Below are 15,540 nucleotides of genomic sequence, written 5' to 3' on the forward strand. Positions count from 1 at the left end.
GGCGGCGCTGCGGCTACCACCGCACTGCGCGCACCAGCTCGATCCAGGGTGACATTTCGGACATCTCGGTGCATCCACAGCTCTCGATGCGTGCCCGTTTCCATGATCCCGAAGACTTGTGGTCACTCACGCAGCACAAAGTCTACGGGATCATGAAAAATGGACCCCGCTGGATCTTATCAGTGTCTATCATTTCCCGACATCTGATACAGCACGAGCACCACGGCCGCATCCCGTTGGGCCGGCCGCCGTGGATCACGTGAACAGGCCTCGTTCGGCGTGGAGGCGAGTGCCGAGGAACAAGCACCACCGACACCCACCGTTCCAAGGTCGATGCGCGGCCGCTCCCGGCCTCCGCCGACGCGACCCACACCGCACTTCCCGAGCCGGCACCGGCGCCACCCGACACGGCGGAGCATCGAATGCACTCCAGGCCGCTCGGCACGGGCGTTGACGTCGCTGGTACCTCATAGTACCAAGGAAGCATGACGGGGATGGCGCTGCGGTGGGCGACCAGGCACGGACTCATGCGAGCAGGCATCGCCAGAGCGGCCCGCAGCGGCGACCAGCTGGCCGGCTTCTTCGTCGACCCCGCCGTCCGCGCCGATCCCTACCCGTTCTACGACTCCGTTCGCAAAGCCGGGCGACTGGTGCGCGGGCAACTGATGTGGGCCACCGCCCACCACGACGCCGTCTCCGCGGTCCTGCGCAGCGACGCGTTCGGCGTGGGGGCCGCCGAGCAGGGGCTGTCCGGGCCGCTCGGACCGGTGTGGCGGCTCGCCTGGCGCAACTCACCGATCGGGCCGGTCGACCCGCCGTCGATGCTCGTCGTCAACCCGCCCGACCATACCCGCTACCGCCGCCTCGTCGCGAAGGTCTTCACCGCGCGGGCCATCGAAGGACTCCGGCCGAAGATCGAGGAGACCTGCGACGAGCTGCTCGCGGACAGGCCCGCCGACCTGGTCGCCGGCTACGCGTCGCTCCTGCCGGTGACGATCATCGCGGAGATCCTCGGCGTGCCGACGCGGATGCGCCGCCAGTTCCTCGCCTGGGGCGCCGCCGCCGCGCCGACGCTGGACATCGGGCTGACCTTCCGGCAGTACCGGCAGACGGAGATCAACATCAGGCACGTCAACGCCTGGCTGCGCGGCCACTTCGAGCGACTGCGCCGGCAGCCCGGCGACGACCTGCTCAGCCGGCTGGTCCACCTCGAGGGCGAGCAACTGACCGACGACGAGCTGCTGGCGACCGCGGGGCTGTTGCTGGCCGCGGGGTTCGAGACCACCGTCAACCTGCTCGGCACCGGGGCGGCACTGCTGATGCGCCATCCCGGGCAGCGTGAGGTCCTGGAGGCCGAACCGCACCGGTGGCCCAACGCCGTCGAGGAGATGCTGCGGTACGACGCACCGGTGCAGAGCACGGCCCGGGTCTGCCGCCGCCCGGTCGAGATCGCCGGGGTCCACTTCCGGCCCGGGCACGTCGTCGTGCCGATGATCGGCGGCGCCAACCGCGACCCGGCCGCCTTCGACGACCCGGACCGGTTCGACGTCACCCGCGGCAACGCCCGCGACCACCTGTCGTTCTCCGCAGGTGTGCACTACTGCCTCGGCGCGGCACTGGCCCGGCTGGAGGGCGAGATCGGCCTGCGGATGCTGTTCGAGCGCTACCCCGGCCTGACCGTCGACGGGACGCCGCACCGGCGCACCACGCGGGTCCTGCGCGGGTTCGAGTCGCTGCCGGTGACGGTCTGACCTCGGGCGTGTTTCCGGATGAACCATCCGGCCGCACGACGGTGCATTCTCGCTCGCATCCGGCGCTGTCCGTTTTACCGCCCTTCCGATATTTCCGTAGCTTCGGTCGGGCGGCGAAACAATGCCGACCCAAGGTCGTCACCGCGCATTCCCGGAATCGCTATTGCGGCCTTACACGGGCGCCCCAGGATGCAGTTCGTGCGCAGGTACCTGCCGTTTGTCGCATTACTGACACTGGTGGCGTCGCTCATCGGGCCGATGCCGCCGGTGCGTGCGGCGACCCCGCCCGGATTCGCCACGCAACTCGTCGTCGGCGCCGGGCTGGACGGCCCCAGCGGATTCGAAATCGCGCCCGACGGGCGCATTTTCATCCTGGAGCGCACCGGAAAGATCAAGATCTTCAAGGACGGGCACCTGCTCACGCAGCCCTTCGCCGACCTGCCCTCGGAGGCGTCGGGCGACCGCGGCCTGATCGGCATCGCCTTCGACCCGGGATTCGGCGTCGCCAACCATTACGTCTACTTCTATTACACCGGGCACGACCTGCTCAATCACCTGGTGCGTTTCGACGCCTCGGGTGACGTCGGCACCGACGGCCCGTACACCATTTTCCAGACACAATCACCCTCACAACTGCTGCACGTCGGCGGCAGCATCCGCTTCGGCCCGGACGGGAAGCTGTACTTCGCCGTCGGCGACAACGGCTACCCGCCGAACGCGCAGGACCTGTCCAATCCGCACGGGAAAATCCTGCGGATCAACCCGGACGGCACCATTCCGCCGGACAACCCCTTCGCCGGGCAGCCCGGGAAACTCGGGGCGATCTGGGCGTACGGGTTCCGCAATCCCTGGCGGTTCCAGTTCGACAGCGCGACCGGCCGGCTCTACGGCGGCGACGTCGGCGACTTCACCTGGGAGGAGCTCAACCTCGTCGTCAAGGGCGGCAACTACGGCTGGCCGGTCCACGAGGGCCGCTGCACGGCGGCGTGCGCCGGCTACGTCGAGCCGCTGACCGCCTACAACCACGACGGCGGCAGCGGGGCGGTGACCGCCGGGCCGGTCTACCGCGGAACCCAGTTCCCGCCCGAGTACCGCGGCAGCCTGTTCTTCGGCGACTACTCCCGCGGGTTCATCAAGCAGGCGCTGCTCGACGACGCCGGCCAGATCACGCAGGTGAAGGACTTCGACGTCGACGCCGGCAGCGTCGTGGACCTCAAGGTCGCCCCGGACGGCTCGCTGTACTACATCACGTACTTTCCCGGCCAGCTCTACCGCGTGTCGTACAGCCTCGCCGGGAACGCGCCGATCGTGCGCGCGTCGTCGGACTCGACCGGCGGTGAGGAGCCGCTCACGGTCCACTTCTCCAGCGCCGGCACGAGCGACCCGGACGGTGACGACCTGAGCTACCACTGGGATCTCGGCGACGGCAGCACCAGTGCCGCCGCCAACCCCACCAAGACCTACAGCACGGTGGGTGTGTACCCGGTGACGCTGACGGTGTCCGACGGGCAGAACACCGTCACATCGAGGCCCATCGTGATCCAGGTGGGATCACCGCCGACGGTCGCCATCGCGGCGCCCGTCGACGGGTCCCGGTACAACTCCGGCGACACCATCACGTACAACGCCTTCGGCACCGACGCGGCGGGCTTCGACGTCAGCGACGGCGACCTCAAGACCGAGGTGTTCCTGCACCACAACACGCACCTGCACCCGTTCGTCGGGCCGCTCACCGGCCGCGTCGGCACGTTCACGATCCCGACCACCGGCGAGGCGTCGGCCGACACCTGGTTCGAGGTGAAGGTGACCGTCACCGACCGCAACGGCCTGTCCGCCAGCAGGTCGGTGTTCATCTACCCGAACACGTCGGTGCTGACGTTCGCGACGGCCCCGCCCGGGCTCGGGCTGACCCTCGACGGCGTGCCGATCCGGACACCCGACGCGGTGCAGGGCGTCGTCGGGTTCAAGCGCGAGATCGCCGCACCGCCGACCGCGGTCGACGCGAACGGAAACGTGTACCACTTCACCGGCTGGTCCGACGGCGGCGCGATCCGGCACTTCGTCACCACCCCGGCAGCCGACGCGACCTTCACGGCCCACTACGCGCCGTCGCCGCCGTTCACCGCGGAGTTCTTCAACAACCAGGACCTGCGGGGACCGCCGGTCCTGACGCGCCAGGACCGGCAGGTCGACTTCCTCTGGTCGACCGACCCGCCCGGGCCGGGCGTGAACGCGGACCACTTCTCGGCGCGCTGGACGAAGCAGCAGTACTTCGCCGCCGGCCGCTACCGGTTCACGATCGCCTCCGACGACGGCGCCCGGCTCTACCTCGACGACCAGCTCGTCATCGACCAGTGGCACGACCAGGGACCCACCGCCTACGACCACGTCGTGGACTTCGCGGCGGGCGAGCACAAGGTACGGATGGAGTTCTACGACAACGTCGTCGACGCGAGCGCCAAGCTGTCCTGGGAGACCACGCCGGACCAGCCGCGCGACGTGTTCCTCGCCGAGTACTGGAACACGCCCGGCGCCGGCACCGCGCCGACGGTCCCGGCCACCCGGCCGCGGCTGAGCCGCGACGAGGCGGCCGTCGACCACGACTGGGGCCCCGGCTCCCCCGGCGCCGGCATCGACCCCGACCACTTCGTCGCGCGGTACACCCGCTCGGTGACGCTCACCGCCGGCTACTACGACTTCACCACCACCACGGACGACGGCGTGCGGCTGTGGGTCGACGGCCAGAAGGTGATCGACCGCTGGGTCGACCAGGGCGCGACCGACCACACGGCGCGGCTGGTGCTCGGCGGCGGCGCGCACACGATCGTCATGGAGTACTACGAGAACGACGCCTCGGCGCTGGCCCGCCTGACCTGGTCCCGGGCCGGCGACCTGCCATCGGCACCGCCCTGGACGGCGAGGTACTGGAACACGCCCGGCGCGGGCAGCGCCCCGGCCGTCCCGGCCCGCGCGCCCGACCTGACCCGCCCGGAGAGCGCGATCCAGCTCGACGGCTCCCCCGGCGGCGGCATCGGCGACGACCACTTCGTCGCGGTGTACACCCGCACCGACGTGCTGCCCGCCGGCCTCTACCGCTTCAGCGGCACCAGCGACGACGGCGTCCGTGTGTTCGTCGACGACCAGCCGGTGGTCGACAAGTGGCGCGAGCAGAACGAGGCGTTCACCGCCGACAAGCTGGTCTCCGGGGGGCCGCACGCGATCCGGGTCGAGTACTACGAGAACGCCGCCGGCAACCAGCTGCGCGCCGACTACCGGCGCGTCGGCGACGTCACCTCCCCGCCGGGCTGGGACGGCGCCTACTACGCGAACACCACGCTGTCCGGCGTGCCGGCGATCGCGCGGCAGGACGCGGCCGTCGACTTCGACTGGGGCGCCGGCCCGCCCGGCCCCGGCCTGCCCGCCGACGGCTTCTCGGCCCGCTGGACGCGCACCGACATCCTGGCCGCCGGGATCTACACGTTCCGGCTCGTCGCCGACGACGGCGCCCGCCTCTTCGTCGACGGCGTGCTCGTCCTGGACGAGTGGCGCGACCAGCCCCCGACGACGTTCGTCATCCAGCGCAACCTCGCCGAGGGCGCGCACGTGATCACCGTCGAGTACTACGAGCGGGCGGCCGGCGCGATCGCCCGGCTCACCTACGACAAGACCGCCGACCCGCCGCCGCCCGTACCGTGGACGGCCTCCTACTACGCCGGCACCGGCCTCGCGGGGCAACCCCTGCTGACCCGCGAGGAGACGGCGGTCGACCACGACTGGGGCGACGGCGCCCCGGCCGAGGACGTGCCCGCCGACGGCTTCTCCGCCCGCTGGACCAGGACCGACCACCTGGCCGGCGGCACGTACCGCATCACCGCCACCAGTGACGACGGCATCCGCGTGCTCGTCGACGGAGCCGTGGTGATCGACGGATGGTCCGACCATCCGCCGACCACGTACACGTTCGAAACCGCCCTGACCGAAGGCGCCCACACGTTCACGGTCGAGTACTTCGACAGCGGCGGCGGCGCACTGGCGCGCTGTTCGGTCATCCGGTTGTAGCGAAGGAGATTCCCCGTGACCACCCCACTGGCCACGATCGTCGTGCCGTGCCGGCACGAGGAGGACAACGTAGGCCCCTTGATCGAACGGCTTTCGCAGGTCCTGACCGACGCCGAACTGGTGTTCGTCGACGACAGCGACGACGACCGTACCGTCGACGCCATCGCCCTGGCCGCGGCGCGGCTCGAACGCGACGACCTGCGCGTGCGGGTCTTCCACCGCAGCGGCGCCCAGCGCGTCGGCGGGCTGGCCGGCGCGGTGGCCGACGGCTACCGGCGCGCACGGGCGGTGAAGGCGCTCGTCATGGACGCCGACCTCCAGCACCCGCCGGAGCTCGTGCCGGCGATGCTCGCCGCGCTCGACGGCCACGACCTGGTGATGGCCAGCCGCTACCGCGAGGGCGGCAACACCGGCGGCCTCGACGGCCCCCTGCGGCGCGTCGTGTCGACCGGGTCGACGGTCCTCGCCCGGATCGCGTTCCCGTTCGCCCTGCGCGGCGTCACCGACCCGATGACCGGCTTCTTCGGCGTCCGCCTCGACAAGGTCGACCCCGAGCGGCTGCGCTCCCGCGGCTTCAAGATCCTGCTGGAGATCCTGGCGCGGTATCCGCGGCTGCGCCGCACCGAGCTGCCGCTCGACTTCGGCCGGCGGGTGGCGGGGGCCAGCAAGGGCGATGTGCGCCAGGGGATGCTGTACCTGCGGCAGCTGCCGTGGCTGCGGCTGGTGACCTGGCTGTCCGGCCCGGCGGCGCGCTGGGCGGCCGGGCTCACGCTCGTCGCGGCGGTCACCGCCGGGCTGGTGCTCTCGCCGCTGTCCGGCGCGGCGGTCCTCGCCCTGCTCGTCACCGCCGTCGCGCTGTACAACACCGTCGTCGGCGCCCTCGAGGTGCGCTGGCGCCTCTACGGCTGGCGGACCCCGGAGGCGGTCGAGCAGATGCGCTGGCCGGCCGCCGGGGAGGACGAGCACCACGAGAAGTTCTCCATCATCGTGCCCGCGCTGCACGAGGACCTCGTCATCGCCGCCACGCTGCGGCACCTCCTCGAGCAGGACTACGGCGACTACGAGATCCTGGTCTCGCTCGTCGAGGGCGACGACCCGACGATCGCCGAGGTGCGGCGGGTGCAGGCCGACGACGACCCGCACCACCGCGTGAGGACGGTCATCCGCTCCTATCCGAAGTCCAACAAGCCGCGCCAGCTCAACGCCGCCCTGGCCGCCGCCACCGGTACGGTCATCGGCGTCATCGACGCGGAGGACGACGTCGCACCGCAGCTGCTGACCCGGGTCAACACGCTGCTCGGCCACACCGGGGCCGACGTCGTGCAGGGCGGTGTGCAGCTGATGACACTGGGCCGGCGGGTGCGCGACTGGTTCAAGGTGCACAACGTCATGGAGTACTTCTTCTGGTTCACCAGCCGGATGTTCTACCAGGTGCGCACCGGTTTCGTGCCGCTGGGCGGCAACACCGTGTTCATCCGGCGCGAGCTGATGGAGAAGGCCGGCGGCTGGCCCGACAACCTCACCGAGGACTGCGCGCTCGGCGTTCTGCTCTGCACGCGGTACAACGCGCGGGTGGTCGCCGCCTACGAGCCGGAACTTGCCACGCGCGAGGAGGTGCCGCAGACGATCGCCGACCGGAAGGCCGGATCGCTGTTCTGGCAGCGGGTCCGCTGGAACCAGGGTTTCCTGAGCATCCTGCTCGAGGGCCGCTGGTCGACGCTGCCGACGCTGCGGCAGCGGATCCTCGCGGGGTACATCCTGGCCACGCCCTTCCTGCAGGCGTTCTCGGCCCTGCTGATCCCGCTGTCCATCGCGACGATCGTCTGGCTCAAGGTCCCGGTGTTCGTGGCGATGCTGATGTACGCCCCCTTCCTGCCCATCCTGATCACGCTCGCCACGCAGGTCGTCGGGCTGCGGGAGTTCGCGCACGCCTACCGGCAGAAGGTGCTGTGGCGGCACTACGCGTTCCTGCTGGTCGGCGCGCCCCTGTACCAGTGGGTGCTCATGGGCGCCGCGTTCTGGGCGGTCTGGCAGCACATCGACGGCAACACCACCTGGCACAAGACCGCCCACGGCGGCCACCACCGGCCCGCTCTGGTCGTGGAAGGTGCCGCGTGACCGCGGTCCTCGAGGTCGAGCGCAGCCCGGTCCGCGCTCCCGCCGTCGTCGAGCGGCGCCCCTCACGATGGCGGCACCACCGCAGGAGCCTGCTCGTCCTCGGCCCGCTGCTGCTCGTCGCCGGGCTGGTCAACGGCTGGAACCTGCACGGCTGGCCGGGACGGATCAACGACGACGAGGGCACCTACGTCAACCAGGCGTGGGCGATGCTCGACCACGGCGGCCTGTCCCACTACACGTACTGGTACGACCACCCGTTCCTCGGCTGGGCCATCATCGCCGGTTACGCCGGGCTCACCGACGGTTTCGACCGGGCGCCCAGCGCGGTCATGGTCGGCCGGGAGGTCATGCTCATCTCGGCGCTGGCCGGCTGCGCGCTGCTGTTCCTCCTGGCCCGGCGGCTGCGGCTCAACCGGGGCTGGGCCGCGGTCGCGGTCGCGCTGTTCGCGCTCAGCCCGCTCGCGGTCTTCTTCCACCGCATGGTCTTCCTGGACAACCTCGCGACCATGTTCATCCTGGCCGCGATGGCGGCGGCCGCGTCGCCCCGGCGCAGCGTCGGCGCGGCGCTGTGGAGCTCGATCTGGTTCGCGTCGGCCACGCTGTGCAAGGAGACCATCGTCATCCTGCTCCCCGCGCTGGTCTGGCTCCTGGTGCGGCACACCGACAAGCGGACCCGGAAGTGGAACCTCGGCGTCTTCTTCGTCTCCTTCGGCGTGCTCGTCGCGTCGTACCCGGTGTTCGCCCTGCTGAAGAACGAACTGCTGCCGGGCGAAGGGCACGTCAGCCTGAGCTGGGCGCTGTGGTGGCAGCTGTTCGGCCGCTCCGGCAGCGGCAGCCTGCTGGACCCGTCGTCGGGCACGTTCAGCCTGGCGAAGTCGTGGACCGACCTCGACCCGTGGCTGCTCCTGCCGGGTGTCCTGCTGATCCCGGCCGGGCTGGCGGTGGCGCGGCTGCGCCCGATCGGGATCGCGCTGCTGATCCAGGTCGTGATGATGTGCCGCGGCGGATACCTGCCGTTCGCGTACGTCATCGCGCTGCTGCCGTTCGCCGCGCTGCTCGTCGCCGGCGCGGGCGACCTGCTGTGGTCCCGCGGCCGCACCTGGCGGGCCGCGCCGGTCGCCGCCGCGGTCCTGGCCGCCGTGCTGGTGGTCCCGGCGTGGGCGGCCACCCTGTACGAGCAGTCGAAGACCGACGGCAGCGCCAACTCCCGGGCGGCGACCAGGTGGGTCGTCGACAACGTGCCCCGCGACGCCGTGGTGGTCACCGACGACTACATCTGGATGGACCTCAAGCTCGCCGGGTTCACGAGGCCGGTGTGGTTGTGGAAGGTCGACACCGACCCGGAGGTCATGGCGGAGGTCCTGCCCGCGGGGGCCGCCAGCATCGACTACGTCGTCATGGCCGACCAGGCCGACAGCACGCTCGCGTCGCTGCCGACGCTGAAGGAGGGCATCGCCGGCGCCACGGTCGTGGCCCGCTTCGGCGAGATCGTCGTCCGGCGGGTGGGCGCGTGAAACGGTTGCTCAGGTTCGCCGGCTTCGGCGCGGCGGGCGCCTCCGGCGTGCTGCCCAACCTGGCGGTGATGTGGCTGCTCGTCGACCACCTGCACGTCCACTACATCGTGGCGGCGGTGGCCGCGACGGAGGTCGCGATCTGCTGGAACTTCACGCTCGTCGACCTGGTCGTGTTCCGTGCCCGGCGGGCCCGGCACTGGGCGGGCCGCTTCGTGCGGTTCCTGGTGCTGAACAACCTGGACCTGGCCGTACGGCTGCCGCTGCTGGCCGCGCTGGTGACCTGGTGGCACGTGGACGAGCTGCTGGCCAACCTCGGCACGATCCTGCTGGCGTTCGTCCTGCGGTTCGGCGTCACCGACCGTGTCATCTACCGCCCGCCGGCTCCCGAGCCCGCGCCGGCGCCGGTACCGGCGGTCGTGGTGGCCGAGAGCACGACGTGACCCGCCGGGACCCGGCGGCGCCCGGACGGTGACCTCCCTGCGCCGCGCCGACCCGGCTGCGGCATGCTGTTGCCGTGAACTTCGAACTGGGCACCGACGGCCCGCGGGTGATCGTGGCCGGTGTCGATGGTTCGGAGACGTCGATGCGGGCCGGGGCGTATGCCGCCGGGCTGGCGCGGCGGGAACGGGCGCGGCTCGTCGTCGTCTACGTGACCGGGGCGCCGGCCGCGAGCCGGCTCATCCCGGACGCGGCCGGCGCGATCGAGCAGGCGCTCGCCGAGGCGACCGAGGACATGCGCCGCCAGGTCGCGGCGGGTGCCGCCTACGCGGGCGTCAACGCCGAGTTCGTGGCGGTGCGCGGCGACCCGTACCAGGAGCTGGTACGGGTCGCCGATGCGCTTCGCGCCGACGCGGTCGTGGTCGGCTCGTCGCGACATTTCGGGCACCGCTTCGTCGGTTCCCTCGCTGTCCGCCTGGTGAAGGCGGGCCGCTGGCCCGTCACGGTGGTCCCCTGACGCTCCTCAGCCGGTCGTGGTCGTGCCCGGGCCGGGCGCGGCCGTGTCCTGGCCGGGCGCGTGGAGGCCCGCGCCGACCGCGGACAGCGGCGTGGCCACGTGTTCGAGGGACCTGCCCTCGGCGTCGACGCCGATGACCGCCTCGACCACACCACCGATGATCATCACCAGGGCGCCGATCAGGTAGCCGATGAACAGCTTGCCCGGGTCCTCACCCTCGCCGATCAGCCAGCCGTAGAAGACCGGGCCGATCGCGCCGAAGCACTGCGCGATGGCGAAGAACACCGCGATCGCCTGCGCCCGGACCTCGAGCGGGAAGATCTCGCTGACGGTGAGGTACGCCGAGCTCGCGCCCGCCGAGGCGAAGAAGAAGATGACGCACCAGGCGAGTGTCTGGGTGAACGCGTTGAGGATGCCCGCGTCGAACATCCACGCCGAGATCGCCAGCAGCACGCCGGAGAGGACGTACGTCCCGGCGATCATCTTGCGCCGGCCGACGGTGTCGAAGAGGTGTCCGAGCAGCAGCGGACCGGCGAGGTTGCCGACGGCGAACGCGATCAGGTAGATCGGAGTCTGCTCCGCGTCGACGTGGTAGAACTTCGACAGCACCAGCGTGTACGTGAAGAAGATCGCGTTGTAGAGGAACGACTGCGTGATCATCAGCGTCGCGCTGAGCGCCGACCGCGTCGGGTAGCGCGAGAAGAGCACCTTGATCAGCGAGAGGTAGCCGTGCGAACGCGACGGCTTCACCTCGATCGCGTGCGACTCGTCGACCGGGGCGAGCGTCTGGCCGGAGCGCTCGACGTCACGCTCGATGGACGCGATGTTCGCCTCCGCCTCCGCCTCACGGCCGTGCATGATGAGCCAGCGCGGGCTCTCCGGGAGGTGCTTGCGCAGGTTCCAGATCGCCAGGCCGATGATCGGGCCGATGAGAAAGCCCAGCCGCCAGGCGATGTTCAGCGAGATGTGGTTGAGCAGCACGTACGTGCCGAGAGTGCCGATGATGGCGCCGCCCCAGTAGGTGCCGTTCACGCCGATGTCGACGCGCCCGCGGTACTTCGCCGGCATCATCTCGTCGATCGCCGAGTTGATGGCGGCGTACTCGCCGCCGATGCCGGCGCCCGCGATGAACCGGGTCAGATACAGGAAGACCAGGCCGAAGGTGTCGCTGCCCCAGGTCAGCGCGGTCAGCGCGTTGCCGGCGAGGTAGACGCCGAGCGTCACGACGAAGAGGTTCTTGCGGCCCAGCGCGTCGGAGAGCCGGCCGAAGAACAGCGCGCCGAACACCTCACCCAGCAGGTAGACGGTGGCGATCGCGCCGACCTCCGTGCTGCTGAGGCCGAGCGTCTCCTGCTTGTTGAGGACCGCCCCGATCGCACTCGCGATCGTGATCTCCAGGCCGTCGAGGACCCAGGCGGTGCCGAGCGCCAGCACCATCCGGGTGTGGAACGGCGCCCAGGACAGCCGGTCGATCCGCGCGGGGATGAGGCTGCGGATGACGCCGCCGGCCGGTGCCGGGGCGGCTGGCGTTTCGGACAAGATGCACCTCCCAAAGCGGTCCGGCGCCCGGGGCGTCGACCGGTACTGCAGAGCGAAGCGTCTTCGCAACAGCCCGTGCCCTGATCAGCTTTTCCCGAAACCCGCCGCGGAACCCGTCGCATCGGCGCGTTTCGAAACGCCACTTGACGCGGCCCTACGAATCGACGACGCTCAGCATGAGAGAGCGCTCTCTAGCCCTGCCTGCGACCAGCACCCGCCAGCGCCGGTCACCGCCCGACCCGGCGCGTCCCCGCGGTGCGGTGCCGGTCGCCCACATCCCCAACCCACGTCAGGGAGCTGCGCAGATGCCCATGATCTCCAGACCACCCACCCTTGTGGCACCGAGCGGACCGGGTCAGCACCGCGGGAGACGCCGCCGCCCGCTGTTGCTGAGCGCGCTCTCCGGAGCGATCGTCGCGGTCCTCCTGGCGGGTTACGCCGTCGTCACCGCCGGCGTCGCCAACGCCGCCGGGCCGCTGCTGTCGCAGGGCAAGCCGACCACCGCGTCGTCGAGCGAGAACGCGGGCGCCGGCCCCGGCCTCGCCACCGACGGCAACGCCGGCACCCGCTGGTCCAGCGCGTTCAGCGATCCGCAGTGGATCCAGGTCGACCTCGGCGCCACCGCCACGATCGACCAGGTGGTCCTCAACTGGGAGGCCGCCTACGCGCGGGCGTTCCAGCTCCAGGTCTCCACCAACGGCACCACCTGGACGACCGTCTACAACACCACGACCGGCAGCGGCGGCGTGCAGACCCTGGCGGTGTCCGGCACGGGACGGTACGTGCGGATGTACGGCACCGTCCGCGGCACGGCCTACGGCTACTCGCTGTGGGAGTTCCAGGTCTTCGGCACGACCGGCGGCGGCACGGGCTGCGGCACCGCCAACGCCGCGCAGGACCGCCCGGCGACCGCCTCCTCGACGGAGAACGCCGCCTCGCCGGCCTCGGCCGCCTTCGACGGGAACACCGGCACCCGCTGGTCGAGCGCCTTCGGTGACCCGCAGTGGATCCAGGTCGACCTCGGCGCGACGGCGACGATCTGCGGCGTGACGCTGAACTGGGAGGCCGCGTACGCCAGTTCGTTCCAGATCCAGACGTCGACGAACGGCACCACCTGGACGTCGATCTACTCCACGACCACCGGCACCGGCGGCACCCAGACGCTCACGGTCAGCGGCTCCGGCCGGTACGTGCGGATGTACGGCACCGCCCGCGGCACGGCCTACGGCTACTCGCTGTGGGAGTTCGCGGTCCGCGTCACCGGCTCGATCTCGAACCCGCCGACCACCCCGCCGACCACGCCGCCGCCGGACCAGTTCTGGGGCGACACGAACAGCATCCCCAACCCGTCGAACGTCATCATGCTGAAGATCCTCAACCGCACCAACGGCCGCTACCCGGACAGCCAGGTGTACTGGAGCTACAACGGCCAGGTGCACTCGATCGCCGAACAGCCGTACTTCGACATGCCGGCGAACACGGCCGGCCGGATGTACTTCTACGTCGGCAGCCCGAACAGCCAGTACTACGACTTCATCGAATTCACGGTCGGCCCGGCGGTGTTCAACGGCAACACGACCCGCGTCGACGCGTTCGGGCTGAAGCTCGCCATGCGCCTGCACGCCCGCGACGGCTACGACGTGTCGGTCGGCGAGGACTACGCGACGTTCACCGAGAGCCGCGAGGCGACGTTCGCGAAGTTCATCGCCGAGGTACCGCAGGAGTTCAAGGTGCTCGCGCAGTCGCAGGCGCCGTACCGGATCATCGCACCGGGCAGCGACCCGACGTTCCGGGCCGGCGGGGTCAACGCGAACTACTTCACCGCCTACGCGCAGCAGTACGGCATCAACGCCCTGACGTCGGACATCTTCGGCTGCGCCGGGGTGCTGGCCAACGACCCGGGCAACTGCGCGGCGCTCAACCGGCACGTGAAGCACCTGCCGCAGGCACAGTGGTCGACGCCGAGCCTGTACTACCAGGCGGCGCCGGCGAACTACTACTCGAAGTTCTGGCACGACCACGCCATCAGCAAGCTCGCGTACGGCTTCCCGTACGACGACTACGCAGAGCAGTCCTCGTTCGTCTCCCACGGCAACCCGCAGTGGCTGCTCGTGGCGGTGGGCTTCTAGGCACCGTATCGGCGGCGTGGTGGCCCGCCGGGTCACCACGCCGCCGTCTAGGCTCGCGCCGTGCGGCACTCCGTCCTGCGCCTCCTGCCCGGCCTGGCGGCCAATCCCGGGCTCGGCCTACCGCTGCTCGCGCCGCTGTTCGGCAGCGACGACCGCGCGACACTGGTGGCCCTCGCCGGTCGCGGCGACCTGACCTCCACGGCGGCCCTGGCGCTCGCCCGCCGGGACGACCCGGAGATCGGGCTCGCCCTCGCGCAGAACCCGGCCGCCGCGGTCCACGCCTGGCCGGTCCTCGTCGGGTCGCCGGACGCGCGGATCCGCGCGGGCCTCGCGGCCGGGCACCGGGACGTGTACCGGCGCCGGGCCGAGGAGCCGCCGCTGCCGGCCCGGGCGCAGGAACGGCTCGCCCGCGACCCGGACCCGGAGGTCCGGCGCGGGCTGGGCTACCGGCGCGACCTCACCGCGGCCGCGGGCCACCGGCTCGTGGCGGACGACGACACCGGGGTCCGGGTGGTCGTCGCCACACACTGGCGCCCGCTGCCGGAGCCGGCGCTGCGCGCGCTGCTCGGCGACCCGGAAGCGGTGGTCCGCCGCCACGCGCTGCTGGGCACCGTGCCCCCGCAGGACCTGGTCGCCGCGCTGCTCGCGGATCCGCGGACGCGCCAGGAGGCCGCCGGGGTGGCCAGGCTCGGCGCGGCCGACCTCGCCGGCCTGCTCACCGATCCCGACCCGGCCGTCCGGGCCGGGGTGGCCGGGAACGCCACCGTGGCCGCCGCGTCGCTGGCCGTCCTCGCCGGCGACCCGGACGAGGAGGTCCGCGCCGCGCTCATGCTGCGTCCCGGCCTCTCCGACGACCTGCGCACCCGCGTCGCGGCGACCGTCCGGCCGTGGGACCACCACGTCGCGCCGTGGCTGCTGCCGTCGGCGGCCCCGCTCGAGGTACGCCTCGCCCACGTCGGCTCGCCGTTCGTCTTCTGCCGCCGGGCCGTGGCGTTCTCGCCCGACCTGCCGCCGTGGGCCGTCGAACGGCTGGCGGCCGACGGCGACCACAGCGTGCGGCTCCTGCTCGCCGAGCACCACCCGGACGCGCCCGGCCACATCCTGGCCGGCCTGGTCCGGACCACCGGTCACGCGAAGTGGGACCTCGCCCGGCACCCGAACATGCCCGCCGCCGACCTCGCCGATCTCGCCGCCTCCGACGATCCCGCGGTACGGCTCGCCGCCGCCTCCGGCCCGAACCTCCCGCCCGCGGCGGCCGACGACCTGGCCCGCCACGACGATCGGGAGATCCGCCTGACGGTGGCGGCGAACCCGGCCCTGCCACAGCCGGGCATCCTGCGCCTGCTCGACGACCCCGACCCGCGGGTGGCCGCCTCCGCGGCGGGCAACCCGGCCCTGCCCGCCGACGCGGCCGCCCGGCTCATCCGAGCAGCTCGCTGACCCTCGGGACGACCTGGGACACGGAAACGCCGGGC

General features: G+C 71.5%; 9 protein-coding genes. 8 read left to right on the forward strand and 1 reads right to left on the reverse strand.

Going from position 1 to position 15,540, the window contains the following annotated elements:
- The first annotated feature begins 485 nt into the window (after window positions 1–485).
- From Dfulv_RS26180 to Dfulv_RS26205, 6 genes are all read left to right on the forward strand, one after another.
- Window positions 486–1,751: a cytochrome P450 gene (locus Dfulv_RS26180; protein WP_259855978.1), complete on the forward strand. Its 1,266-nt coding sequence runs from the start codon at window positions 486–488 to the stop codon at window positions 1,749–1,751.
- Between the two features lie 198 nt (window positions 1,752–1,949).
- Entirely contained in the window at window positions 1,950–5,810 is a 3,861-nt protein-coding gene (locus tag Dfulv_RS26185) for a PA14 domain-containing protein (protein WP_259855979.1), read from the forward strand.
- Between the two features lie 15 nt (window positions 5,811–5,825).
- Complete coding sequence (locus tag Dfulv_RS26190) at window positions 5,826–7,928, forward strand: glycosyltransferase family 2 protein (RefSeq protein WP_259855980.1); 2,103 nt, start codon at window positions 5,826–5,828, stop codon at window positions 7,926–7,928.
- Window positions 7,925–9,442: a glycosyltransferase family 39 protein gene (locus tag Dfulv_RS26195; RefSeq protein WP_259855981.1), complete on the forward strand. Its 1,518-nt coding sequence runs from the start codon at window positions 7,925–7,927 to the stop codon at window positions 9,440–9,442. Before Dfulv_RS26190 ends, Dfulv_RS26195 begins: the two co-directional genes overlap by 4 nt.
- Complete coding sequence (locus tag Dfulv_RS26200) at window positions 9,439–9,882, forward strand: GtrA family protein (protein WP_259855983.1); 444 nt, start codon at window positions 9,439–9,441, stop codon at window positions 9,880–9,882. Before Dfulv_RS26195 ends, Dfulv_RS26200 begins: the two co-directional genes overlap by 4 nt.
- Window positions 9,883–9,956: 74 nt before the next feature.
- A complete protein-coding gene (locus Dfulv_RS26205; RefSeq protein WP_259855985.1) occupies window positions 9,957–10,397 on the forward strand; it encodes a universal stress protein in 441 nt (146 codons plus the stop codon).
- A 6-nt stretch (window positions 10,398–10,403) separates the two neighbouring features.
- On the opposite strand, the gene Dfulv_RS26210 is transcribed toward Dfulv_RS26205, so the two are convergent.
- Window positions 10,404–11,936 (reverse strand): MFS transporter, encoded by a 1,533-nt coding sequence (locus Dfulv_RS26210; RefSeq protein ID WP_259855987.1) that lies wholly within the window; start codon window positions 11,934–11,936, stop codon window positions 10,404–10,406.
- A gap of 305 nt (window positions 11,937–12,241) precedes the next feature.
- Between Dfulv_RS26210 and Dfulv_RS26215 the strand changes: the two genes are divergently transcribed.
- Together Dfulv_RS26215 and Dfulv_RS48425 are read left to right on the forward strand one after the other, a co-directional pair.
- Window positions 12,242–14,065, forward strand: coding sequence for a discoidin domain-containing protein (locus Dfulv_RS26215; protein WP_406567834.1), 1,824 nt, complete (start codon window positions 12,242–12,244; stop codon window positions 14,063–14,065).
- Window positions 14,066–14,125: 60 nt separating this feature from the next.
- A complete protein-coding gene (locus Dfulv_RS48425) occupies window positions 14,126–15,505 on the forward strand; it encodes a hypothetical protein (protein WP_264675821.1) in 1,380 nt (459 codons plus the stop codon).
- Window positions 15,506–15,540 lie beyond the last annotated feature (35 nt).

This window comes from Dactylosporangium fulvum, from assembly GCF_025137375.1.
Taxonomy (GTDB): domain Bacteria; phylum Actinomycetota; class Actinomycetes; order Mycobacteriales; family Micromonosporaceae; genus Dactylosporangium; species Dactylosporangium fulvum.